This window comes from Candidatus Dependentiae bacterium (assembly GCA_016191325.1).
In the GTDB taxonomy this organism is placed as follows: Bacteria; Babelota; Babeliae; order Babelales; family JACPOV01; genus JACPOV01.
Genome location: JACPOV010000008.1, coordinates 1,094,431 through 1,117,234, shown reverse-complemented (window position 1 = coordinate 1,117,234; position 22,804 = coordinate 1,094,431). Strand labels below are relative to the sequence as shown.

At 37.3% G+C, this 22,804-nt stretch carries 22 protein-coding genes; 7 read left to right on the top strand and 15 right to left on the bottom strand.

Annotated features, from left to right (window positions below):
• Nucleotides 1-18 precede the first annotated feature (18 nt).
• Both murI and HYX58_05895 read left to right on the top strand, forming a co-directional pair.
• Nucleotides 19-840 (top strand): glutamate racemase, encoded by an 822-nt coding sequence (gene murI / locus HYX58_05900; protein MBI2775515.1) that lies wholly within the window; start codon nucleotides 19-21, stop codon nucleotides 838-840.
• Nucleotides 841-933: 93 nt separating this feature from the next.
• The gene (locus HYX58_05895) at nucleotides 934-1,821 is read left to right on the top strand and encodes a hypothetical protein (protein MBI2775514.1); all 888 of its coding nucleotides are present in this window, start codon (nucleotides 934-936) and stop codon (nucleotides 1,819-1,821) included.
• Between the two features lie 11 nt (nucleotides 1,822-1,832).
• On the opposite strand, the gene HYX58_05890 is transcribed toward HYX58_05895, so the two are convergent.
• The 3 genes from HYX58_05890 to HYX58_05880 all read right to left on the bottom strand — a co-directional run bounded on the left by HYX58_05890 (nucleotide 1,833) and on the right by HYX58_05880 (nucleotide 3,638).
• Nucleotides 1,833-2,357 carry a hypothetical protein gene (locus HYX58_05890; protein ID MBI2775513.1) on the bottom strand — a complete coding sequence of 175 codons (525 nt, stop codon included), beginning with the start codon at nucleotides 2,355-2,357 and terminating at the stop codon, nucleotides 1,833-1,835.
• 17 nt (nucleotides 2,358-2,374) lie between these two features.
• Nucleotides 2,375-2,941 carry an elongation factor P gene (efp, locus tag HYX58_05885; GenBank protein MBI2775512.1) on the bottom strand — a complete coding sequence of 189 codons (567 nt, stop codon included), beginning with the start codon at nucleotides 2,939-2,941 and terminating at the stop codon, nucleotides 2,375-2,377.
• Between the two features lie 73 nt (nucleotides 2,942-3,014).
• Complete coding sequence (locus HYX58_05880; GenBank protein MBI2775511.1) at nucleotides 3,015-3,638, bottom strand: HAD-IA family hydrolase; 624 nt, start codon at nucleotides 3,636-3,638, stop codon at nucleotides 3,015-3,017.
• A 148-nt stretch (nucleotides 3,639-3,786) separates the two neighbouring features.
• Here HYX58_05880 and HYX58_05875 point away from each other — a divergent pair, with 148 nt between their 5' ends.
• On the top strand, nucleotides 3,787-5,067 hold the full coding sequence (locus HYX58_05875; GenBank protein MBI2775510.1) for a serine hydroxymethyltransferase: 1,281 nt from the start codon (nucleotides 3,787-3,789) through the stop codon (nucleotides 5,065-5,067).
• A 211-nt stretch (nucleotides 5,068-5,278) separates the two neighbouring features.
• Here HYX58_05875 and HYX58_05870 read toward each other — a convergent pair whose 3' ends face one another.
• The 6 genes from HYX58_05870 to HYX58_05845 form a co-directional block, all read right to left on the bottom strand.
• Complete coding sequence (locus tag HYX58_05870; protein MBI2775509.1) at nucleotides 5,279-6,463, bottom strand: FAD-dependent oxidoreductase; 1,185 nt, start codon at nucleotides 6,461-6,463, stop codon at nucleotides 5,279-5,281.
• A 113-nt stretch (nucleotides 6,464-6,576) separates the two neighbouring features.
• Nucleotides 6,577-7,296 (bottom strand): hypothetical protein, encoded by a 720-nt coding sequence (locus HYX58_05865; protein ID MBI2775508.1) that lies wholly within the window; start codon nucleotides 7,294-7,296, stop codon nucleotides 6,577-6,579.
• A gap of 84 nt (nucleotides 7,297-7,380) precedes the next feature.
• On the bottom strand, nucleotides 7,381-7,992 hold the full coding sequence (locus HYX58_05860; protein ID MBI2775507.1) for a hypothetical protein: 612 nt from the start codon (nucleotides 7,990-7,992) through the stop codon (nucleotides 7,381-7,383).
• 88 nt (nucleotides 7,993-8,080) lie between these two features.
• Nucleotides 8,081-9,118 (bottom strand): hypothetical protein, encoded by a 1,038-nt coding sequence (locus tag HYX58_05855; GenBank protein MBI2775506.1) that lies wholly within the window; start codon nucleotides 9,116-9,118, stop codon nucleotides 8,081-8,083.
• Between the two features lie 80 nt (nucleotides 9,119-9,198).
• Nucleotides 9,199-9,804, bottom strand: coding sequence for a hypothetical protein (locus HYX58_05850; GenBank protein ID MBI2775505.1), 606 nt, complete (start codon nucleotides 9,802-9,804; stop codon nucleotides 9,199-9,201).
• Nucleotides 9,805-9,959: 155 nt separating this feature from the next.
• A complete protein-coding gene (locus HYX58_05845) occupies nucleotides 9,960-10,562 on the bottom strand; it encodes a hypothetical protein (protein MBI2775504.1) in 603 nt (200 codons plus the stop codon).
• Nucleotides 10,563-10,760: 198 nt separating this feature from the next.
• On the opposite strand from HYX58_05845, the gene HYX58_05840 reads away from it, so the two are divergent.
• Both HYX58_05840 and HYX58_05835 read left to right on the top strand, forming a co-directional pair.
• Nucleotides 10,761-11,483 carry a hypothetical protein gene (locus HYX58_05840; GenBank protein MBI2775503.1) on the top strand — a complete coding sequence of 241 codons (723 nt, stop codon included), beginning with the start codon at nucleotides 10,761-10,763 and terminating at the stop codon, nucleotides 11,481-11,483.
• Between the two features lie 34 nt (nucleotides 11,484-11,517).
• Nucleotides 11,518-12,237, top strand: coding sequence for an FkbM family methyltransferase (locus HYX58_05835; GenBank protein ID MBI2775502.1), 720 nt, complete (start codon nucleotides 11,518-11,520; stop codon nucleotides 12,235-12,237).
• A 47-nt stretch (nucleotides 12,238-12,284) separates the two neighbouring features.
• Here HYX58_05835 and HYX58_05830 read toward each other — a convergent pair whose 3' ends face one another.
• On the bottom strand, nucleotides 12,285-13,394 hold the full coding sequence (locus tag HYX58_05830; protein MBI2775501.1) for a class I SAM-dependent methyltransferase: 1,110 nt from the start codon (nucleotides 13,392-13,394) through the stop codon (nucleotides 12,285-12,287).
• A gap of 10 nt (nucleotides 13,395-13,404) precedes the next feature.
• The gene (locus HYX58_05825; GenBank protein ID MBI2775500.1) at nucleotides 13,405-14,574 is read right to left on the bottom strand and encodes a hypothetical protein; all 1,170 of its coding nucleotides are present in this window, start codon (nucleotides 14,572-14,574) and stop codon (nucleotides 13,405-13,407) included.
• A 69-nt stretch (nucleotides 14,575-14,643) separates the two neighbouring features.
• Between HYX58_05825 and HYX58_05820 the strand changes: the two genes are divergently transcribed.
• Together HYX58_05820 and HYX58_05815 are read left to right on the top strand one after the other, a co-directional pair.
• On the top strand, nucleotides 14,644-15,372 hold the full coding sequence (locus HYX58_05820) for a class I SAM-dependent methyltransferase (protein ID MBI2775499.1): 729 nt from the start codon (nucleotides 14,644-14,646) through the stop codon (nucleotides 15,370-15,372).
• A gap of 200 nt (nucleotides 15,373-15,572) precedes the next feature.
• Nucleotides 15,573-18,113 carry a glycosyltransferase gene (locus HYX58_05815; protein ID MBI2775498.1) on the top strand — a complete coding sequence of 847 codons (2,541 nt, stop codon included), beginning with the start codon at nucleotides 15,573-15,575 and terminating at the stop codon, nucleotides 18,111-18,113.
• A 50-nt stretch (nucleotides 18,114-18,163) separates the two neighbouring features.
• On the opposite strand, the gene HYX58_05810 is transcribed toward HYX58_05815, so the two are convergent.
• From HYX58_05810 to HYX58_05795, 4 genes are all read right to left on the bottom strand, one after another.
• The gene (locus HYX58_05810) at nucleotides 18,164-19,441 is read right to left on the bottom strand and encodes a hypothetical protein (GenBank protein MBI2775497.1); all 1,278 of its coding nucleotides are present in this window, start codon (nucleotides 19,439-19,441) and stop codon (nucleotides 18,164-18,166) included.
• 97 nt (nucleotides 19,442-19,538) lie between these two features.
• Nucleotides 19,539-20,477: a hypothetical protein gene (locus HYX58_05805; protein MBI2775496.1), complete on the bottom strand. Its 939-nt coding sequence runs from the start codon at nucleotides 20,475-20,477 to the stop codon at nucleotides 19,539-19,541.
• Nucleotides 20,478-20,558: 81 nt separating this feature from the next.
• The gene (locus tag HYX58_05800) at nucleotides 20,559-21,794 is read right to left on the bottom strand and encodes a hypothetical protein (protein ID MBI2775495.1); all 1,236 of its coding nucleotides are present in this window, start codon (nucleotides 21,792-21,794) and stop codon (nucleotides 20,559-20,561) included.
• Complete coding sequence (locus tag HYX58_05795; protein ID MBI2775494.1) at nucleotides 21,788-22,801, bottom strand: glycosyltransferase family 2 protein; 1,014 nt, start codon at nucleotides 22,799-22,801, stop codon at nucleotides 21,788-21,790. Before HYX58_05795 ends, HYX58_05800 begins: the two co-directional genes overlap by 7 nt.
• Nucleotides 22,802-22,804: the final 3 nt, after the last annotated feature.

The window sequence follows — 22,804 nt, the reverse complement described above, 5'->3', positions numbered from 1 at the left end:
AAAAAACGGGAAAATCATTTGATAAGAAAAAGAATTGGCGTATTTGATTCAGGAATCGGCGGGCTAACTGTTCTTCAAGAATTAATGAATTCGTATGCTGCCGATTATTTTTATGTAGCAGATACCGCGAATCTACCCTATGGAAATAAAACAGCTGAGCAGATAAAACTTTTTAGCGCTCAAATAGTTTCATTCTTAATAACAAAACAAATAGATGTTTGTATCATCGCCTGCCACACTTCATCTGCCATCGCGCTTGACGATCTGCATCACTTATTTCCCGAACTAAAAATAATTGGCGTGATGAACAGAGTCTGCCAAGTAGCCGCCGCGCAAACAAAAACGGGGCAAATTGGCATCATTGCCACGCCCGCCACCATTGATCGCCATGCTCACAAACAAATGCTCTTGTCCCTCAATAATCAGTTTTCGATTATTGAACAAGCATGCCCTGAATTAGTACCGACTATTGAAGCAGCAAAAATTGATAGAGAAAAAATTAAAGTATTACTTGAAGAATATTTAGCACCGATGAAAACTCATTCGATTGATACGCTTATTATAGGCTGCACCCATTACGCGCTCATAAAAGATGAAATTAACTATGTTTTGGGTGATAACGTTACATTAATTTCCGCCGATGAAACGCTCGCGCTTGCAAATTTTTACCCAAATGAAGAGAATGCAACTTTTCCCTCGTCGCTCGAATGTTTTGTGACTGGAGATAAAAATTCTTTTGAGCAAAAGGCTTCGGCCATTTTGACAACAAAAATAAGCGCAGTGTACGTAAATTTTTCAAAAAACCCTGAGCCTACCAGTCTCGGCCATAAAATTTTATAAAAAACGCCTTTTCTCTCTTAAATCCTTGAGAAATTCCCTGAATAACCTTTATAATAATTCTATGAGAATAGTTTTAGCAAAAAAGGTTTTTAAATGAAGAATTTTTTAAAATTTATTGTGATTCTTTTTAGCACAATGAGCGTAACTGCTATCGGTGCAATGAGAACCAGCCAAACAAGCGGTTACTATGACGATATACCATCTCAAGCGGACTTGAGTCTTTTCAAAAAAACGAACGTGAACGATAGCAACAACGCCTCAAAAACCGGCTATTATGAAATAATACCAACGGTAGACTCTAACGAGCCAGAGAATAGAATGACATTTATTAATTTGGCAGAAAGTTTAATCCAAGAAGCAGGCCGCACAAAAAATCTTAAAGAAGCATACCCAAAATATGACGGCGCGATAGCAGCTTTAAAAAATGTCGAGCTCAATGAGCTATTAATGCTTTCAGTTTATAATGAACTCTTATCGCGATTAGCGACTGATAAATCAAACATTGTTTTAAGTAATCAACGAGTTGTTAATGCAACAATCGGAGATGCACAAGAATATTTAGGGATATTAAAAAATAGTACTAAAAAAAATATTAAGCCAATAGAACTAATTAAATTAACAGAATTAAGAAGATCTATCTTAAATAACGTTGCCCTTATTAAAGTGCAACAACTATTGTTTGCGGATCAGAAAAATATCTCCACTCCAAATTTAATACAAGCAGTACAGATTCTTTCATTTCTAAAAAGTGATAAAGTTGATCAGCAAAAGTTTATAAACAATTTAATTGCACTTGCGGTTGCATTTATTCTTGAGAATGAAATTTCTTCTGGTGGAAATAATTTAAGTGGTTATTTAAGCAACGCACAAGAAGCAGTTAAAAATATGGATGATATGATTGATAAAAAAGGTTTAGGATACCAAAGATTAACGAACGCTTTAAATAACGCAAATGAATTGCTAAACGCACAAAGTGAATAGACCCGAAGTCCCTATTGCGGTATTTTTTCGTTGGCGATTTGTGCACGGCCCGGCATAGTTTTGAGCACTTCCTCTACTATTCCGTTAATGAATTTATAAGCATCGCGCTCTGCGTACGCTTTTGCTAACTCTACCGCTTCGTTAATTATGATCGCAGATGAAACATCGGTATTAATTAATTCCCAAATTGCATAACGCAAAATAAGTTTTGTAGCAACGCCAAGGCGATCAGCACGCCAATTAGTTAAAAATGGCAAATATTTTTTATCGAGCTCAATATGCTGCGCAACGATAACATCTGCAGTTTTAACTACATCACTATCAAGAGGAATATCGAGGTCGTACCCTCTATTGAACATATCGGCAACACCTTCAGCCGAAACAGAAGAATCGTACGAATCGATTGCATAGAGTAAATGGAAAATTAGTGCACGCTTACTGCGCGCCGAAAGATCGCTAAATGATCGCCACTGATCAACCTGGGCATCATTAATCTCATTTTCAACCAGAGCCTCTGGCTTAATTTGATCGTCCACCGCCGCCCACCTTTTTGTTATGCTTGTACACGTTCGATATAGCTGCCGTCTCTGGTATCAACTTTGAGTGTTTCGCCCTCGTTGACAAACAAAGGCACTTGCAATACTAATCCCGTTTCCATTGTCGCCGGCTTGGTCGCGCCGCCTTGAGCGGTATCGCCCCGAACGCCAGGTGGCGTTTCTTTTACCTTCAACTGAACAAAGAGTGGCGGAGTGACCGCAATCGGACGCTCAGAGAAGAAAAGAATGGTATAGATAATCTCTTCTTTCATATAGGGAAGCGCTTCATCAACTTGATCTTTATTGAATGAAAATTGTTCATACGATTCTTGATCAAGAAAATGATAAATATCGCCCTCTCTATAGAGAAATTGCATTTGGCGATATTCAAGATCTGGCTGCGGAAGCTTTTCGCCTGAACGGAACGTATCCTCATGGATGAGGCCGCTTATCATATTTTTCATTCTGGCTTTGACGTATGCACCGCCCTTGCCGGGCTTGGTCCATTGAAAGTCAACAACCATGTAGGGCTCACCTTTATAGAGAATTTTTGTCCCTTTACGAAAATCGCCTGCCGAAATCACGCTTAGCCCTTTCTGAGCACAAAACTTCTTTTTTTAAACAATAATTTTTGATTATACCATCAAAAAACGTAGTTTAAAAGCGGTATTTTTTTAATTGCCTTCTTTCAAATAGCATGTCAGCGAGCTTTTCTTTGAGCGTTCCAGGCTGATAATGAAGCCCTTTAAGCCCAATCTTCTGGCCAGCATCGATATTTTCCCAAGAATCATCAATAAACAGTGCATTTGCAGGGTCAATTTTAAAGCGATAAAAAAGCTCTAAATAAATCTCTGGATCCGGTTTAATTTTTCCATGTTTTGATGAACAAACAATCCCATCAAAAAGATTAAAAAACTCGGGTCGTCCAAGAACGAATGTTTCATAACTTTCATGGGAAAAATTAGATAAAATATACAGCTTATATCCTCGGCCTCTCAACTCATTAACCATTTGCCAGGTTTCATCGATAAATGCTCGATTGGCACTTAAAAAAAGTGATAGCAAGGCCTTAAGCGCCGGTCGATTATCTCCCAAGGCGACCAGATCACCTTGCGTTATTTTTCCAGCATCCCAGCATCGCCACGCTTCAGATTTGGTAAAATCTACTAATCTCGTTTTTTCATCGTCTGGCAAATCAAGCTCCTGAAGTAACGAATGGGCATTGCCGTCAAGCAGAACTCCTCCAATATCAAAAATAATTGATGTAATATCTGCTTGCATACCCAAACTCGATAGTATGAAAAATAAATGATTTCATAGCTTATTTATCTTTATGATTGCGTTCTTTTTGATTTTTATTTTTTACTAAATGACAAACATACAAGTTTGGTTTATTATAAGCAAAAACTCATTACGAGCAATAGTGGCTATGGAAGATAAAATACAAACAGCTGAACACATTAAAAAAACCGCAAAAGTACGGGCTCTTTCGAGTGTCGACAGTGAAATTTTTGCTGTCGTTACCCAAGAGGCAAAAAGAGAAGAGCAAACGCTCAACTTAATCGCTTCAGAGAACTATGTTCCCAAAGTTATTCTTGAAGCATCCGCATCGGTTCTCACGAACAAATATGCAGAAGGATATCCTGGAAAACGCTATTACGGCGGCTGCCATGTAGTCGATAAGGCAGAAATTCTGGCACAAGAACGCTGTAAAGAACTTTTTGGAGCAGAACACGTTAACGTGCAGCCCCACGCCGGCTCTCAAGCAAACATGGCAGTTTATTTTTCATCACTCAATCCTGGAGACACGATCCTGGGAATGAGTTTGTCTGAGGGCGGCCATTTAACGCACGGCCATCATGTTAATTTTTCTGGCAAAATTTTTAAAAGTGTTTCGTACACGGTAAATAAAGAAACAGAACAACTAGATTTTCAACAAATTCGCGCGTTAGCTCACGAGCATAAACCCAAACTAATTATCGCAGGCGCATCTGCCTATTCGCGCACCATTGATTTTGAACAATTTGCGCAAATAGCAAAAGAAGTAAATGCACTTTTCATGGCCGATATTGCGCACATTGCTGGGCTCATTGCAGCAAAGCTGCACCCAAGCCCTATTGAGAGCGCAGATTTTGTCACAAGCACCACACACAAAACATTGCGCGGCCCTCGCGGCGGGTTGATAATGTGCAAAAAACAATATGCTACGCAAGTAGATAAAGCGACCATGCCGGGCATGCAAGGCGGGCCTTTAATGCATGTTATTGCTGCAAAGGCGGTGGCTTTTAAGCTTGCGCTCGCTCCAGATTTTGCTCTTTATCAGCAGCAGATTATTAAAAATGCACAAGCACTTTCAAAAGCGTTTAGTGAACTCGGTTATCGAATCGTTTCGGGCGGAACCGATAATCATTTAATGGTTCTTGATTTAAGAAGTAAGAACCTGAATGGAAAACAAGCGGAACAAATTTTAGATCAGGTGCACATTGTTCTTAATCGAAATTGTATTCCATTCGATCCGCAACCTGCTTTATTAACAAGTGGCATCCGTATTGGAACCCCAGCGCTCACAACTCGCGGCATGAAAGAAGATGATATGCATCAAGTTGCGCAACTCATTCATGACGCACTGGAACATCACGAATCAATGCAACATATGAATGCAATAAAAAAAGAGGTTAAAAAAATGTGCGCGCAGTTTCCGATTTATTAGAAATTGAAATCGTCGTAGTCCTGCACCGCATCCCTCGATACATTTTGCTCACTATTAAATAGATACGCAAAACACTCGGGACGAGCGGGGACAAAAAATGGCTTTCTTAGGCCGCTCGTGGTGAGTGATTTCGAATGAAATGAGAAATAGTATCGAACCATGGCGGACAAGTCGACGACTGCACGCCCTGTTCAATTTAAGATACAATCCCCTAATTCTGGCCCGATTCTATTGCGTAATAATCGGAAAGAACACTTTTTTTATTAGGCGTATTTTCATCGTTCATAGTTGGCGGTTGGTAAAAACGAGGCGCAGTTTTTTCCGCCTGTTCCTGCGTAAAGCCGATTTTTTCCAGGAACGAAATAGTGTCCATCCCGGCTTTAACACCACTACCACTTGCAACGCTAGCTTTTCCATATTCCTTATCTGATGCTGCAACATTTCCTGCGGCAAAAATTCCTGGCATGGTAGTTTTTTGCGTTTGAGGCTCTACTTTAATAAATCCTTGATTATCTACGGCCAGTTTAGTTTTAAACAATGCAGAGTTTGGAATATAACCAATTGCAAAATAGAGACCGTTAATAGGAATCTGCTGCGTTTCATTCTTCCCTTCGCGAATAACCATTGAAGTTACCGCATCATCGTCGCCACTAATTTGCTCGAGCTTGGTATTAACATAGATATGAATGTTCTTTGCTTTTTTTAAATAATCTTGCACCGTGGCGCATGCTTGAAGCCGAGACTCACGAACAATTAAATAAACATTTTTTGCGTACGCAGCCAACTGCAGTGCTCGCTCACCACTTGTATCACCACCGCCGACCACCGCGACATCTTTATCTTTGTAAAATGGTGCTTCACATATGGTGCAGCTGCCGACTCCTTTTCCCCAGTATTTTTCTACGCCAGGAATATCAAGACGCCGCGCAATGCCGCCCGAAGCAATAATTACCGCTAATGCATGAATAATAGTTCCATCATCTAGCGTTAGAACGAAAGGCCATTGGGAAAAATCAACTTTCGTAATTGCCTGGTTTACCAACATTGCGCCAAAGTGTTTTGCTTGCTTTGTTAGATCGTCGATTAACTGCGCACCGGTAGAGCCCTCTCTGCCAGGCCAATTTTCGATAAGTTTAACACCGGTCAATTCGCCGCCTGGCTCCATGCCGCCAAAAACGACAGTTCTAAATTGCGCTCGTGCTGTATAAACCGAGGCGCTCAGCCCCGCAGGGCCGCCACCAATAATTGCAACAGGAACAAGATTTTCTTTTTTTGCGGAATCACATAATGAATAAGGGCCTGTGCATTGTTGCCGCTGCCAAATAAAAATTGTGGCGCACGCAACAGCTAGGCCAACCGCAAGTATGCTAATAATTCTTGATCGAACTAAACTCATTTCCCCTCTCCCCCGTTTTGGAGTAGCTTTTTGAGTGTTAGTTTAGTAAATAGGCATAGCAAATCGCAAGAAAGCGAATCTGATTGTTAAACACCCGCACGCGTGGCTTAAGATCATTTTCCTGATTGCTCACTCTCATTTTTAACTTTATTTTTTTGTTGTTTTGATGCAAGAAAAAATGAATCTTCTCTGACTCCACTAAGTTTTTGAAAATTTTTCAATTCTTCAGGATTATTCATTTTTTTGCCGTTATTTTCCATAATGAGGGCAGCTTTTTTATTAACAACTATAAGCTCTAACGCACGCTTTAATTCAGGAATACCATATTTTTCTGAATACTTTGTTGCGATCTCTTGAGCCTTTCGCAGCAGTTCCATGTCCATAGAAATTGAATGTGTTGGATCACACATAATTCCAATAATATCTTGCGCTTTTTTTACTTCGCTCAAATCTTCCCTATTTTCTTTTTGCTTTTTAAAATTCTTAAGCGCAGCTATGAGCAAAGTTTGATTTTTTTTAGATTCTCGATAATTAATATCTACGACATTATTTTTGCTATATATACTTCTAACCGCCTCTACATCATTTTTAGAAATTGCGGCAAATAATGCTATATGTTCCATTTGATCGATGTCAGGAACATTTTTTTCCGAACTATCTCTATGCATTTGCCGTTGCCTTCCCTGAATATTTTGTTGGCCGAATAGGCCTACCAAAAAATCAATGTGCTCATACCACTTCTTAGGCTTGATCGATGGCGTTTCCATACAACAAGCGTGAAAACATAAAAGTGCTAATACTGCAAAGGCACTAAATTTTTTACTGACAACCATTTCCCATCCCCCATTTTTTCCATTTACTTTTAGTGTAATCAATGGGGGATACTAATTGGAATGTATCTAGTGAAACCACCGAGATTATTTTTGAGAATCTTCTTTCTTGGAAGATGCATCCCAACTATCTGGTTGAGGCTTCATATCTTTTTCTAATAGCTCTTCGCCCTCTGAGGGATTATTTAGAGCGGCCTCAGCAAGAAGTGCAGTAATTTGCTGCTGACCCATTTCGATCTCTTTTTTTCCATGCGCAATTGCCTTAAGCGCTTCTTTTAATTTTTGATTCTTTGCGCAATCGATCGCAGTCCGATTCTTTTTATTTTTTATAGTCGGATCAGGAAGCGGCGAATGAGTAATAATCGCTCTGAGCACCCCCTTTGATTCATCTTTGTTTATAATTGCTTTTTCCCAAACTTTTACTGCTTTAATCAAAGGAGTATTTCCAGTTTCGCTTTCAATTAAACAATCAGAAGAAAGTGAAACTTTTGAAAGGTTTGCCAAGCAATTCTTCACTTCGTCAGGATTCTTTTTTTTAATGAAATCAAAAATTCGCGATTCATCTTCGAGTATCAAACTTTTTTTGGAAATATCCTGCTTTGTTTTAGTGAACCGAAGTGTTGGACTTTTCTCCATAGCCAATACAGAAACACAACAAAACAAAAACGAAAGCGAATAAATCGAAATTCTCTTATTCATAAACCCCCACTTATAGTATTATTTGTAACTATTACAAAATAAGATTATTAAATTAAAGCTTTTGCTCATCCCAGTGAATTAAAAAAACTTAACTGGCCTGCCCATTTCTCATTTTCTTAGTTTTTTTCGGTAGCCGCGAATCAAGAGAATCTGATGTGTCACTTTTTGAAAGTCTTGAAGACTCGAAACTATCATCACTCATCTTAAGGTTCCCATGCGACATTTCTACACCCGTAGCTAATCCCCAGAGTTTGCGATAGTCAGAATCGCTCTCCAACCGCTCAATATTAGCATTCGATATTTCTTTCATTTTTCTACCGGTATGGACAACCAGATTTATTGCTTGCACAATATCATCCATTTTATTTTCTTTTGCGAAATCTATAGCTTTATCAACTTGAAGCGTTTCATCTGTCTCCAATCGATCCAATATACTTCTAATTAAATTGCGCAGCGGCTTTTGCTCCATTTTGAGATCACTAATTTCAGCAGCAAGTTGGTCAATTTCTTTCTGATGGTCGCCCTTATCAGATAATTTTTGCACTTGTTGTGTTTTTACCCACTGTTTTTTGTAATAAGGTTTAAGCTCGTCAATTAAACCTATGAGCATCTTTTCTAAATCTGCTTGCTTGCAGTGTATTACGCATCCGGCCACCTTCGGATTTACCTTGCGCAGAGCTTCTTCAAATATTGCCTCAGGAGTAATTTTATTTTGAATCATTTGCTGCTCTGCTAAATTCGCTTTTCCTTTTTCGAATAACTCAAAAATGAGTGGATAGTGAAAATTATTTCTCATTCCATTCGGGCCATGAGAAAAAAATTGAACTAATCGGGGTCTGGAGGGCGAATGAATTGGATCACTTTCGCTTTTTACAATAGGAATGATTGGTTCAGTTGGTTTTTCAGAGAACCGCGGCGTTATCTTTGGTGTATTTTGAACGCTTGAACTAGTACTATGCGAAGGTTCAGCATTGTGTTGTTTTTTCTCTTTTTTTGGCGTTAATGAAAGAAATTGGAAAAGTTTTTTTATTGAGCTTGAACTTTTCTCATTTTGTTCCATTCCCAAAGTGCACCGCGAAATAAGCACCAAAGAAACAATCAGCATCCCACCGCATATTTTTCCCATCCATCTTCCCCTCGCAGATAAAAATCATTGATGGGAATAGTATAGAAATTTAGCCCCTAGAAATGGAATACCGGAAGAGATTATTTTTTCTTTTCATTCTTTTTTAAAGCAGAGAGAGAAAAGCTGCGAAATCTTTGGAAAGATGTTGAATTGCGCTGAATCGTTTTACCATTTTCTTTTTTTACTTCTTCAGTAACTACCATCAATTGCTCAGCTCCTTGAGCTTCTTTCATGTGGTCTATCGCTTCATCTAAATTATGAAAAGCAGCAAACTCCAAGGGTGTTTTACCTTCGCACTTTACCGAGAAATCAATTTCTTGTGTTTTGATAAGACTCGAAATTATAGCCATAGCAATTTCGATCTCTTTTTCACTCTGCGTTTTTTTAGAAAGCGCTATTTTCTCAAGAGCTTTAAATATTGGTGCAATTCCATTGATATCCGGCTTATTAACATCAACCTTATAAGTTTTTAATAATTTTTCTAATGGGACGAGTTCTTGCTTTTCAATAGTTTCATGAAAAAGTTCTTGCCAAGAAGTCTTATTGTTCGCCGTGGTCATTATAAGCGCTGCCAAATCGCGCCGATCATTTTTTATATGATCCGAAACCCACTCTTCAATTCTCTTTGTATTGATAGATTTTGTTTTTTTAGCAGTTACAGATTCAGAGCGTCTAAATTTCTCCATAATTTTTCTACCAAAGTCCATGGCAAATAACGAAGACGAAGAAAGCAACGTGCATAGAATAATAATGTTTCTCATGGTTTCTCAGCAAAAAATGAATTATTAAGCGATAATATAATGCATTATTTTTCATAATCAGCAAAGCGAGTTATAGTTAATTATTCGCCTGATTCTGAGCTTGAATCGGAGCTCGAAATATCTTTTTTGCTAAACAAACTAAGTCGTTTTTCTTTTTTCTTCTTTTTTTCTTTTTTTGCCCAGTATTGTGTAACTGCAACCAAATTGCCTTCATTTCCTAGCATACCAATCTGAAGCATATCATTAACGCTTTGGGTTTGAGGCTTCAGGCGCTGCAGAACTTCATTTTTTTCGCAATTAATAACAATTGCGCCGACAATTTCTTTATGCGCCTGGTTCTTAGATTGATTAGCATATACATCAATCGCATATTGACCAATTTGAGGCGACTCAACGTAGCTTGAATGTTTTTCAGCAATGCGCTTTACTTCTTGCACATTCCCATCCTTGATCGCTTTCATAAAACCTAATTTAGTTGTGTGCTGTTGGCCATGCACCGGATTAAAATGGCCATGAATGCCACTGCTTTCACTCAAGCGTCGCTGCCCTTTTTTTTCGAGTTGCTTAATAACTGCGCCGAATCCCTTTTTTGGAGTTTCTTTATCTTCCATGCTATAAGCGGGAATAATATGAACCGCCAGACCGAGAAAAGCAATCAAATGAATTTGATTTATCTTTACCATTTTTTATACCTCACCATCAAAAAAAGAAATTATTTATCCATCAAAATAATCGCTAGATAAAAAGAGCGTTTATTACCTTATAGCATAATTGAAATAATCAAAACGGTAAACTATTTATTTCAATATACATCAACCCATTTCTGCACTATGTTGCACATAATAAAGTAAAAAGGACAGTGCTAACAAAAAGGGATAGTGATGAGTAGCCTCTTAAAAAGCTTTCTTATAGTATCAATCTGCGTGGCCCCTGCCACCTCTCATGGGAAATCCCAAGATAGCGCCGACACCTTTATCCAGAAACTTTTTGGCGATAAAAGAACAGGCGTATTTTTCGATGTTGGGGCTACCGATGGGATCACAAATAATAGAACCTATTATTTGGAGAAAGAGTTAGGGTGGGTTGGCGCGTGCATCGAAAGCACGCCCTCGTCGTATGAAAAACTCCGCACTTGCAGGTTAGCGGTTTGTATAAACGCCGCAATCGCTCCCCAAAGTGGATCTTTGCCCTTCTTAAGAATTACAGCGGGGCATAATGAACAAAATATAGCAGCTTTAAGTGGCCCGCTGGCATCGTTTGAACCAGTAGAATTAAAAATCGCTCTTGAAAGGGCTTATAACCTTAAGGGTAAAATCGATTTTACCGATATGCCCTGTTTTACTTTTGCACAAGTTATGGAAGCGCTCGAACTCAACCACCTTGATTTATTATGCATAGCAAAAAGCGAACAAATGGCAGAAGTACTTAAAACCATAGATTTTAATATGTTTGACGTAGACGTTATCGTCGTAGAAAATGCGGGTAGTAACCACGAAATTCAAAAAACGTTAATAACTAACGGTTTCGTTCTCATCAGAAAATTTGAATCTGAAGAAATCTATCGCAATACGAAATACTATAGTTCGAAGAGCAACTATATTTAGAGGCATAGCGTCTTACACCTTGCAAGGAATCACATTGAACAAATTAATGAAACTATCCATCATTTTATACCTATTATCTTTCAGCCATCCTTCTTTTAATTACTATAGCCAGATCGGGCAAGATAAATTTGTGCATGAGCTTTTGGGCAACAAGAAAAATGGAATATTTATCGACATAGGTGCTTACGATGGAATCGAATTTAGTAACTCATACTTCTTTGAAAAAGAATTAGGTTGGACCGGAATTTGCATAGAGCCGCTTCCATTTGCCTTTGAAAGATTGATTAAAAATCGTTCGTGTATATGCATTAATGGCTGTATCGCAAACTTTAATGGCAAAGCTCCGTTTCTTAAAATAGCAAATAGCGATACTAATAACTATTGGCCACAAACCTTGAGCGGCCTTATTGAAAAATATGATCCGTATCAGTTAGCGCTGGCAGAATTCGTTGCTCGAGAACAAAGCGCAACGATGGAAATTATTGAAACTTCGTGTTTGATTCTCAATGATCTTTTGGAAAAAAATAATATCACCCATATCGATTATCTAAGTCTTGATACCGAAGGCGGAGAACTTGAGATTTTAAAAAGCATTGATTTCGATCGCTTCGATATCGATATTATCGACGCGGAAAACAATTTTATTAACGGCAAGCAAGATACTCAAGTGCAAGAATTTTTGCTCTCCAAAGGCTTCATTCTGATTAAAAAAATCGAATGGGATGATATTTATCGCAATAAAAAATATTTATAATAATATTTGCCAGACACACAACTACAAAGCAAATAGCGGTCTTACTTTCATAAGTTTTTATCAACTTTTTGAACAATAGTTAACCCATTGCAAAAGGGATAATGAATCATACGCCATGTTATTTCGCCTTTTGGAAACTTGAAATTTAAATAACTATGCTCATCAAATTCGATAGCAAAATATTCTTTAAGGGCTCGCGTTACTCCTCGCGTATTGCCAAGAGCCTGCCCTTTTGTATAGTTCAGTCTGATGTATGCTGTCCCTTTGTCTAAGGGAGTTACATTAGAATCGTGAAAGATAATCATTCCATTTTTAGATAACATTGGAGCAAACATTTGAATTTCAGCTAAAGTATGCTCATATTGATGCGATGTATCAATAAAAACCATATCAATTTTTTCATTTCTAAATTGGCTTTTTTCATAATAGGAAGCAAACGCTAAATCGTTCATACGAAGAAAAGTACCTTTTTGCAAACCTGCATAAGCACTATTTACATCAACCTCAATGTCTATTCCAATAAGCTGCGAATTGCATTTGGCTGCTACTTCTTTAAAAGGAATTGTGGACTCCCCGCCCCTTACGCCAGCTTCTACAATGATTTTTGGGCATTGCAGTATGCCGTAGCAAAACAATGCTGGCAAATGGCTTGAGATGTCTGTATTCTTTCGATTGCTATATGCTAGCAAATCTCTGTACCTGCTAAGAGCAGTTTTTGGCAATGCGCATACTAGAAAAATTGGATCTATGTATTCACATTCTGTAGGAAAATAATAATAATGCGCAACACGCGATTGATATCTAGCAATATTATTCAAATTATAATCCCAAACCGCTATTGCATTAGATAGCTTTTCTAAATAGGCAGAGGCTATGTTGCCTTTGCTAAGATCTAATGATTGATAAGCGATGTAATTCTGAGGCAAATGATCAGTTTTAGAAATATCGCATATAATATAAAGCGCATCAGAATCATCGTTTACTGAATCGACAACGGTGAAATTAATATCGCATTTCTTCAGACCATCAATCACAGTTTTACTATGCGGACTTTCATTCTCTATCACATACAGCTGGCTCTGTGGCACTTTGTGGTCACCTGCAACAAGTGCGGTACATAAACTTAACCCAAAAAATAAAAACAGTTTCCGTGTCATTTCTTATCTCCTATTTAAGACTAAATTGCTTCTCTTTAATAAATTGAAAATTACTTAAATTTAATTCTGACAATGCATGATTAATACTCGTTATACTCCATAGCGTGGCACAAGCAATAAAGCCCAATGAATATTCATGCAAAGGAATAGCAAGAAGCGGAAATATCGAATTCCAGCCCATCCCTAAAAAAAACGCTACATCTATAACCCATGATTTTCTATAAAAGAACGCCGCAAGCAAGCCAATGTTTGTAAATTTGAGCAAATAAAAAATCAAAATCCCAAGTTTGGCAAAAAGGGTTAAAATTAAAAAAGCCCATTCATTTTTTATGATGGATAGCACTTCGCCTCTTAATATCTCTTCATATTCGTTTGAACAATAAACAACGGAGGGATTTGTGGCTCTTGCCGTTTCTAATCCAAAAGCATCATCATAACGAATATTTCTCTTATTTTTTAAATTGAGAAAACCAAACCCTAAATATAATGGATGCCATAAGGGGTGTTTTTCGGCAACGCTGCCAGTTTGGTTTAAGATTTCTCGCTCATAAACTTTTGCTTCTTGGTACTGAGCATTAAAATAGTAATAAGGAACGAAATAACCGAATAGTATTGCCAGAACAAAACCCATTTTATTTTTTTTTGAATGCGTTCTAGAACTGATCATTAAAACGAGAATGCATAATAAAGTTCCAATGCCTGAAAACGATCGAATATAATGAAAAAAACCTGCTATCATTCCTGATAGTACACCAAAAAACGTGCTCGTCTTAAAATTTTCTGATTCGCGAATTACTATGCCCCAAGGAATAAGCATGAGTGCTGCGGCACTAAAACCTAGATAGACATCACCGATCGAATATGCAAAGCGAGTTAAAAGAAGGATAGCTGCTATTGCTACAATTCGCTCAGAAGTTTTTTTGTAAACACAGCAAAACCCAATTACAGCACACAGCATAGGAATGATTAACAAAGCAAGAAAAAAGCTCGTGACCGCCCTCTCAAGAGATATACCAAAGTATGTTGCTATCTTTGGTATAATAATATAAATACCGATGTCATCGCCGGCATTGCTCAGCAAAAGCTTTGACCCGTCCCATTCAATTAGGGGAACACCGGTCTTAAGATATCCAATCATAGCAGCAGAAAGATGAATCAAACGCGAGCCCATTAAGTTCATTAATGCTCCTTCTTGTTTTTTTTTATTGTACTATACTTGATGTGTTTGAGTAGATAAAGAAGGAGATTCATGGACTATCAAAAAACACTCTTTTCTCAATATCACGAGACCAGAAGTGCCTTGCTTGATCCTGCGGATAAAGAAAAGATTGCATGGTTCCAATTCTACTTTGATAAAGTTTATAAAGCTCATTTTAAATCACTTCCATATAATGCAAGAATTCTTGAACTTGGTTGCAATAAAGGATTTTTATTGGCAGCACTTCAAAAAGAAGGATACGAAAATCTAACTGGCGTTGATTTGTCCACGGGTGACCTGTCAGTCGCTCGCAAGCTTCTTCCCGAAGCAAGCTTCTTCGAAGAAGATATTTTTTCGTTTCTTGAAAAGCATCCCGATAGCTTCGACTGCATAGTTTTGAAAGCGCTTATAGAACATATACGAAAAGAACAGATCTTACCTTTTTTAGAAAAATTAAAAACGAGCCTAAAACCTGGTGGCTTAGTGCTGATTGATGTGCAAAACTCTGATTGGCTCTTTGGCTTACATGATCGTTATGTTGATTTTACCCACGAGGCTGGATTTACTCAGGAAAGCTTGCGACAAATCATGCTTCTCTATTTTAATAATGTATCGGTTGTTCCCACACAAAGCCCCTATTGGTGCATGTCTCGCAAAGACACCATTAAACATAAAATCGCTCGAAAATTGCTCTCCTCTCTTCTTCGCTGGGCTGAACCAGAGGCTCCATCTTGGACTGAGCGCCTACTTATTGCAACCGGCAAAAAAATAGGCTATTAATGCTCACCTCTTATTTAAAACGAGGATCATATAACTCATTTTTTTTTGGGCTAAGCTCTGCAATTGTCCGGGGGATTAATTTCATTTTTCTTCCTTATTTATTAGCAAACCTAACCCTTCAAGAGTTTGGGCTATGGGATTTTTATCAAATGCTCTTTTCCTATTCTAGCTTGCTTCTTTCATCAAATGCTGCAACAGGCATGATTAGATTTTTTTTACTCTATCAAGATGATCCCATAAAACAAAAACAGGCAATCGGCAATAGTTTCATTACAGCTTTTATAGGTGCAATAATTGCACCGCTACTGCTAACATTCATCAGTTGGAAATATCAACTGTCACTATCTAGCGAATATCTATACATCGCAAGTGCAAGCATAGCCTCTTTTACTCTTTTTTCACTTGTACTAGCCTACCACCGAATGAAAGAAAGGGTTACGGTATATCTTATTCTTTTTTGTAGCCAAAATATTATTGCAACCGTTTTAACGCTCTTCGGAATTTGGGCAGGCTACAAGTTTAAAGCGTTATGGTACGCCAATATGTTCTCTCTTTTTTTATTTATCCCACTTTTCTTCAAAATCTGGATGCGCTATCGAATCTATTCTCTTCAAATTTTCAAGCAGCAGCTTTCCTATAGCACCCCTTTACTCTTATATAGTTTTATATATACCAGCTTTATCAGTCTTGATCGATGGTATATTCAAAATTATTTAGGCTTTGAGCAATTAGGCGTCTATGCGCTTCTTTGGCGATTTGGAGCACTATTCCAATTTGCGATGATCGCACTTATGGATACATGGCCCTTGCTTATTTTCAATGCTCAAAAAGAGGCTAACGGGCTTCAGTTAATCGCTCAGCTGACACGTGTTTTTTTATTGACCATAGGAACAATAGGATTATGCGGAATTATAGGATCACATTTTGGCATATTGTTTTTTCTACCTCAAAACTATCATTTTCTCATCATATATTTGCCTAGTTTTTTTATAGCATGTGTTGCTCTCGAAATGGCCCGTGTTCTTCAGGCAGGATTCGGTTTGACCACTAAAACTCATTATATTCCCTTGATCGCTGTCGCAATTATACCCTTCCAATCATTTCTATTATTTTTAGCGATTAATTTAGGCTTATGGGGAGTCTTTTTTGCGAATATATTTTCGTTTTTTATATACGGCTGCCTCAGCTTCTTCATGAGTAATAAGCTTTTTCCAACCACATTTTCCTGGAGAGCCTATTATAAAATAGTTAGTTCATTTTTTTTTAGCGCGGGAATTTTGCAGATAGCTGCTTTGAATGGTGCTTCATTTATTCAAATAATTTTTATTAGCTTATTGTGGCCAACTCTCATTTTTTTAACCAACAGCATAGATCGCGGCGAACGATCAAAGCTCGGCACCTATTCAAGGAAGTTTACAATTCGCTTACTTAAATTTCTTATTCCTCCAATGCACAAAAGAGAGTGTTTTCAAATCAAAAGCCTTCTTTACTTGAGGACCGATCTATGCTCAGAAGAAATTGTGGCTGGAGGATCTGTCGCACATACTCTAGGGGTTATCAATGGCTTCAAAAAACATGGCCTGAAAATCCTTATAGCTTCTTGCGCTATTCAAAGCATCCTAAGAAAAGAATACACTGAAGCATTTATGCATTTAACAGTTCCGCCATTTTTTTGTTTTTTGCGTTGGAAATTAAATTATTTGCGATGGCGGCTTGAATCTTTCTTCTCAACATTCTTTTTTGCATTCACGCTGCGAGAGCGTTGCAAAAATAGTTTTTTCGATAGTATTTATCAGCGTTACAGCTTACTAAATGCAACAGGAGTGATTTTAAGCGTTAGGCATAAGATACCCTTGATTTTAGAATATAATGGCTCTGATGTTTGGCAGTTTGATCAATTAGCACCAAAAAAATGGTTTAAATTAAATTGGCTCGCCCGCCTTATTGAACAAATAAATTTAGAATATGCCAGCTCGATAGTCGTAGTTTCGCAGGTGCTCAAAGAAGATTTAATTTCTAAAGGCATCAATCCACTAAAAATTTTGGTAAATCCAAACGGCGTTGATACAGATCTTTATGATCCAGAAAAATTAATAAATAAGCGAAATCAGATTCGTAAAGAACTTGGCATAGAAGATAAGTTCGTTTTTGGCTTTGTGGGAACATTTTCCTTTTGGCATGGAATAGAAGTCATTGCGCAAATAATTCCTCAGATCATAAAAAAAACATCTCATGCTCATTTTTTACTCATCGGCGATGGCCCACTCAAATCATACATAGAAAATGAAATTAAAAGAGCTAATATCACAGCGTCCGTCACGTTAACTGGCCTGGTAACCACCGCAGCTGCAAGAGAATATTTATCAGCATGCGACTCTTTCTTATGTCCAACGCAATCAATGCCAGATGGAAGCAGATTTTTTGGATCGCCAACAAAAATGTTTGAATATTTAAGCATGGGAAGACCAATTATCGCATCAAATCTTGAGCAATTAAAGGAGATTATGTTGCCTTCATTAGTCAATCCCCAGCTCAATAACCATTCTTTATTGATCGACAAAAGAGGAATTTTAGTAGATTCGCAAAATCATCAAGGTTTTGTTGATGCAGCATTTATTTTGATAAAATCAGCAATAGAAGATCTAAATCATATTGGTAAAAAAAATCGGAATCAAGCTATTAATAATTATAGTTGGGAACATCATGTAAATAAAATACTTAAGTTTTATGTTGATCATTAAAAATCGTTTATGCATGAATAAAACATCCCCATTTAGAGGCGCGGCTTGCTTCAACTACTTCCGTATTGCTTCTTTACCCTTAATAAATATTTCCAAAACAAATAGCAAATAAGCAAGGCGAAAGTCGTTACTAAGCTAATAAAATATCTTCTTGAGCTACTATCCCAAATGAAAAAGAATTTAGACCAAATAATATAAGCCCATTTCTTTAAAAATACGTTTCTATTCTGTTCAAAAAAAAGCTTCTTATCTTCTAATCTTATTTTTTCGTGTGACTTCCTTAGTCCATCGACTCGATAGAGCTTTTTTGCGGTATCTTCATCGAAAACAATTTCGGGTCTATAATCTGGGATTGCGTGAATAGCCATAGTATGAACAAAGTAATCTAATGAAAACAAAAAGCACTCGTCACTTTTAAGAAAACTATCGATATTGGCTATATATGTATTGTATTCCTCTTTAGAAATGTTTTTGATATAGTTGTATACATCTTCAAGATTAGCAAACTGGCGTCTATCAATAAAACACCCCTCTGGGATGAAATCGGTAACGTTATCCGCCCCCAAATAAATGGGAACACATCCAGCAATGAAACAATCGAATATTTTTTCGCTCACATAACCAGTTATATTTTTAGAATTCTCATAGCAAAAAGAAAATTTATAGTTTTTTAAGACATCCTTTTTAACTTTCGTCGCCCCTTTATAGTTCCTCGATCCTTTCCATCCTATACCATAATAATCAAAATCATCGATGCATTTACTCTCAAAAAAACTAATTACTTTTCTGCGTTCCGAATAGAGTTCATAGCGAGATGCGTAGTACTTATTTCCCGAAATCTGAACGGCTAATTTTTTATCTTCAAAGCTCACAGGATCTATCATTTTCAGGGATAACTGCGGGAAGTAATATTTAAAATATTTCTTATTATCTACAAGTGGATCAATCATTGTTAAAAATTTTTTAAAGGGGGCATGTTTTTGAATATCGTACATGTCATTCAGCACTGTTGGGGGTTCCCACATTACACAAATACATTTATGTGTATATGGCAGATTCATGCAAGCCATATCAAAGCCTATAATAGCGTCAGCATTTTCGATACCCTCTTCTTCAGGTAAAGCGTGCCTCAATTCATAACCCATCTTTTTAAATTTTTCCGAGAAATATTTCATCGTTTCCTGACTTTCAATTGATCTATTGAAATCCCACGGAAGATCGTCAGGTGAAAAAATAGGAGTACCGCAGAAAACAATTTCTTTCGCAAATATTCCCGATGCAAAATTGGTTAAATTAAACAATATAACGCAAATAGAAAATAAAAACATGGCTCTTTAGTCCTTGGTAAACTACTCTTGACAACCTCTGGCCAATACCTATAAATGAAAATTTTAGATATTCCTTAGTAGAAGTATCAAATCAGACTCACTTTTCATCTATAACGCCAGCATTCCAACTATTTTCTCCCCAATGAATTGCATATGTTTCATTTTTAACTTCAGCCCACTTTTTGCCAAACGCATTACGCCAGTCACCATGTAAATCGGCTGGTTTTTCAGAATGGACGTATGGAAAAAAATACGCAGATGGAAAAGCTACTGAAATCAATTCGTCATGCGGTAAATAATCGAAAAATTCCTTTGTAAGTTTTAGAATACCTACTCGATCCGCTATATAAGTAGCCCGTTCATCTTTAAGAGAATCAATCAATTTTTTCAAAAAAGGGTGCCCAGGTTTGGATCCTAAAATTCCATTAATGAGCCAAACTTCACCTGCTTGGCATCCCCAAAGTGGCATCATGCTCCCGTAAAAATCTGCACTTTTATGAAAAGAATCGAATGGTTTGACGCATTCGTAATCGGTATCTATATAAAGACCACCAAACTGGTAGAGAATTTCATAACGCAGAATATCTGAGGCTTCACCATAATTTGCTGCTTTTTCATAGAGATCTCTATTTACCAAATGTAAGCTTTTAGCCATTTCATCATTCCATATAATAATGGACCAGTCGGGATGATAAAGTTTCCAAGAGTTCATCCAATTGATATATTTTTTGGGAAATGGGCTTCCAAGCCAAATAATGTGTATAATTTTAGGGATACGATATGGTTGACTATCAGGTTCATTTTGCTTATGAAATAGCTTATTAAAACACGTTCTCAACAGCCCCAAATAGATTCTACCCGGCTCAGCCCAACCTGGCTTGCGTGAGTAGTTTTCTACTGCGTGAAAAAAACCTTGCGATCGAGGATCTTCTTTTCCGCAGGCTGTATCAAAGTCAACATAAATTGGTACTTCCGAAAAAATCGAACTAGATGTCAAAAAAGAAATCAAAACTTGCGCCAATAATATTTTTTTCATACTACCCTTCACTTTTTCAACTTTCATGATACATGTTCAAATTAAACTAATAGAGCGATAGTTGATCCGCTATCTCAAAAATTAAATGCGATTTGGGCGCCTCACTAATCGAAAAAAAGGCAGATGATCAAAATTTATTTTCATATCAAATGATCCCAACGCATAATTAATACTCATAATTCCATAGATCACACAAAAAGCGATAAATCCCAAAGAGTAGGTCAAAAAAGGCATGCTTATAACAGGAATAATAGCGCTACATAAAATTCCACTGGCAAAGCATAGCTCAACTTCCCAGGGCTTTCCATACAACCAGGCGCTTATGATGCCAATATTGGCAGATAATAGAAAGAAAAGGAGAAGGATGCCCAATTTGGCAAAAATCGTAAACCAGACAAAAAAAGATTGCTCTCTAAAAATGCGCATAACTTCATTCTTTAGAATCTCTTCGGTGGGGATAGAGATTAAATCAGAATTTTCAATACGTTTCTTTTCGACCAGCACTGCCGCCGATTTGTCTTCGAATTTAATATCATGAGTATTTCCAAACTTAAGCAGACCGAATGCTACGTAGATGGTATGCCAATAATGAGTTTGGCTTGAGAGCAATCCTTTTTCAAAATGCATTCGTGCAAATCGCTCATAAACAGATTCTTGATGAATCATATAACTATGCGCAATAATCATTCCGATCAAGAGTGCAAAAATTAACGATAGCTTTTTTCTATTCGATAATGCTTTATTTAAAGCAGCAAACAGAATAATAAAAATCAATGAAGATAATCCGGCAAAGCAACGAAAATAATGCGCAAATCCTATTAAAATTCCTGCGCCTACGCCATAAAAAGGATATATATACCATTCAAGTTCTTGGGAGCACACATAAAAAATCCATGGTAATAAAGCGACGATGATCGATGAGTAAACCACGTACACGTCTCCAATGCGAAGCGAAAGCAGAAGTACCGCAATTAGCCCAATAGCTGCTACGATTCGCTGGATTGGCAGACGAAATAATAAAAAAAAAGCAAGCATACCGCTTAAACATGCAATCAATGGTAACCCGTACGAAAAAAGCTTCATAACAGTATCAATCGAACAATTAAAAGCAAGAGCAATTTTTGGCATAAGCCAATAAATTCCTATATCGTCACCTGCGCAAAAAGGATACAACGCTCCGTTCGAATATTGCACTAGCGGAATATTAGTTTTTTTATAACCTTCAAATGCTTGCTGCAAATGAATATAACGCCCGTCTGTTTTTCTAAATGTCCACAAGAGGTTCAAAACTCTTTGTAATAGTGCGTATGCTAACATGTACAATTCTCCCGACTGAACGGTTTCTTATAATTTACCAAGGGAAGCGTTCTTTCAGCACCATTGTCTTGCATGTTTACTGTGTTAGCAACGACATAAAGAGGTCTTCCTTTTATTTCTTCATAAATTCTTCCAATATACTCTCCCAAAAGCCACACTAAAATAAAAAGTACTCCCAAAAAAATATAGATTATCGCGACTAAACATTTAAAAAGCCAATAATGCAGTGGCGCAAATAGGAAAGCTCGCACACTCAAATAAGCAAGCATGGCGCTACCAGTAGCAATGACAAAAACACCAATATAGGACGCTATACGCAGCGGAAAAAGTGAAAATCCTGTGAGCCCGTCAAACGATATTTTTAAAAGTTGAATAAACGAAAAAGCACTAGTTCCCTTAAATCTCTTTTCATATAGTACATCTATGCATGTGTATGAAAACCCGGTCCATGCTACCATACCTCGCAAATAGCGAGCTTTTTCTCGAGAATGCCGCAAAACCTCAATAACTTTTTTATCTGTTAACCTAAAATCTTGAACATAGGAGGGTATATGTACAGATGAAACTGCATCTAAAAGTTTGTAATGTAAGAATGCCGCCACTTTTTTAAACCTACTCTCATAATGCTCTGCGTTTCGTGTATAAACGATATCAAATCCTTCTACCCATGCACTAAGGAGCTTAGGTATAAATTCAGGTGGATGCTGTAAATCACTATCCATGGTAATAATCGCGTCGCCAACTGCATGATCGTATCCAGCAGTGATGGCCAACTCTTTACCAAAATTTCTACTAAATGAAATTCCTCTTATGCGATTATCATGCTTTGCTAATGCCGCAATTGTTCGCCACGATTCATCACGACTACCATCATTAACGAGCAGAAATTCAAAATTATAAAATTCTTTTAGTTCAGATGCAACTCTTGAAAGACGATCATAAAGAGCCGGTAAATTTGACTCTTCGTTATATAATGGAACAACAATTGAGACTAAGGGTAACGACATAGT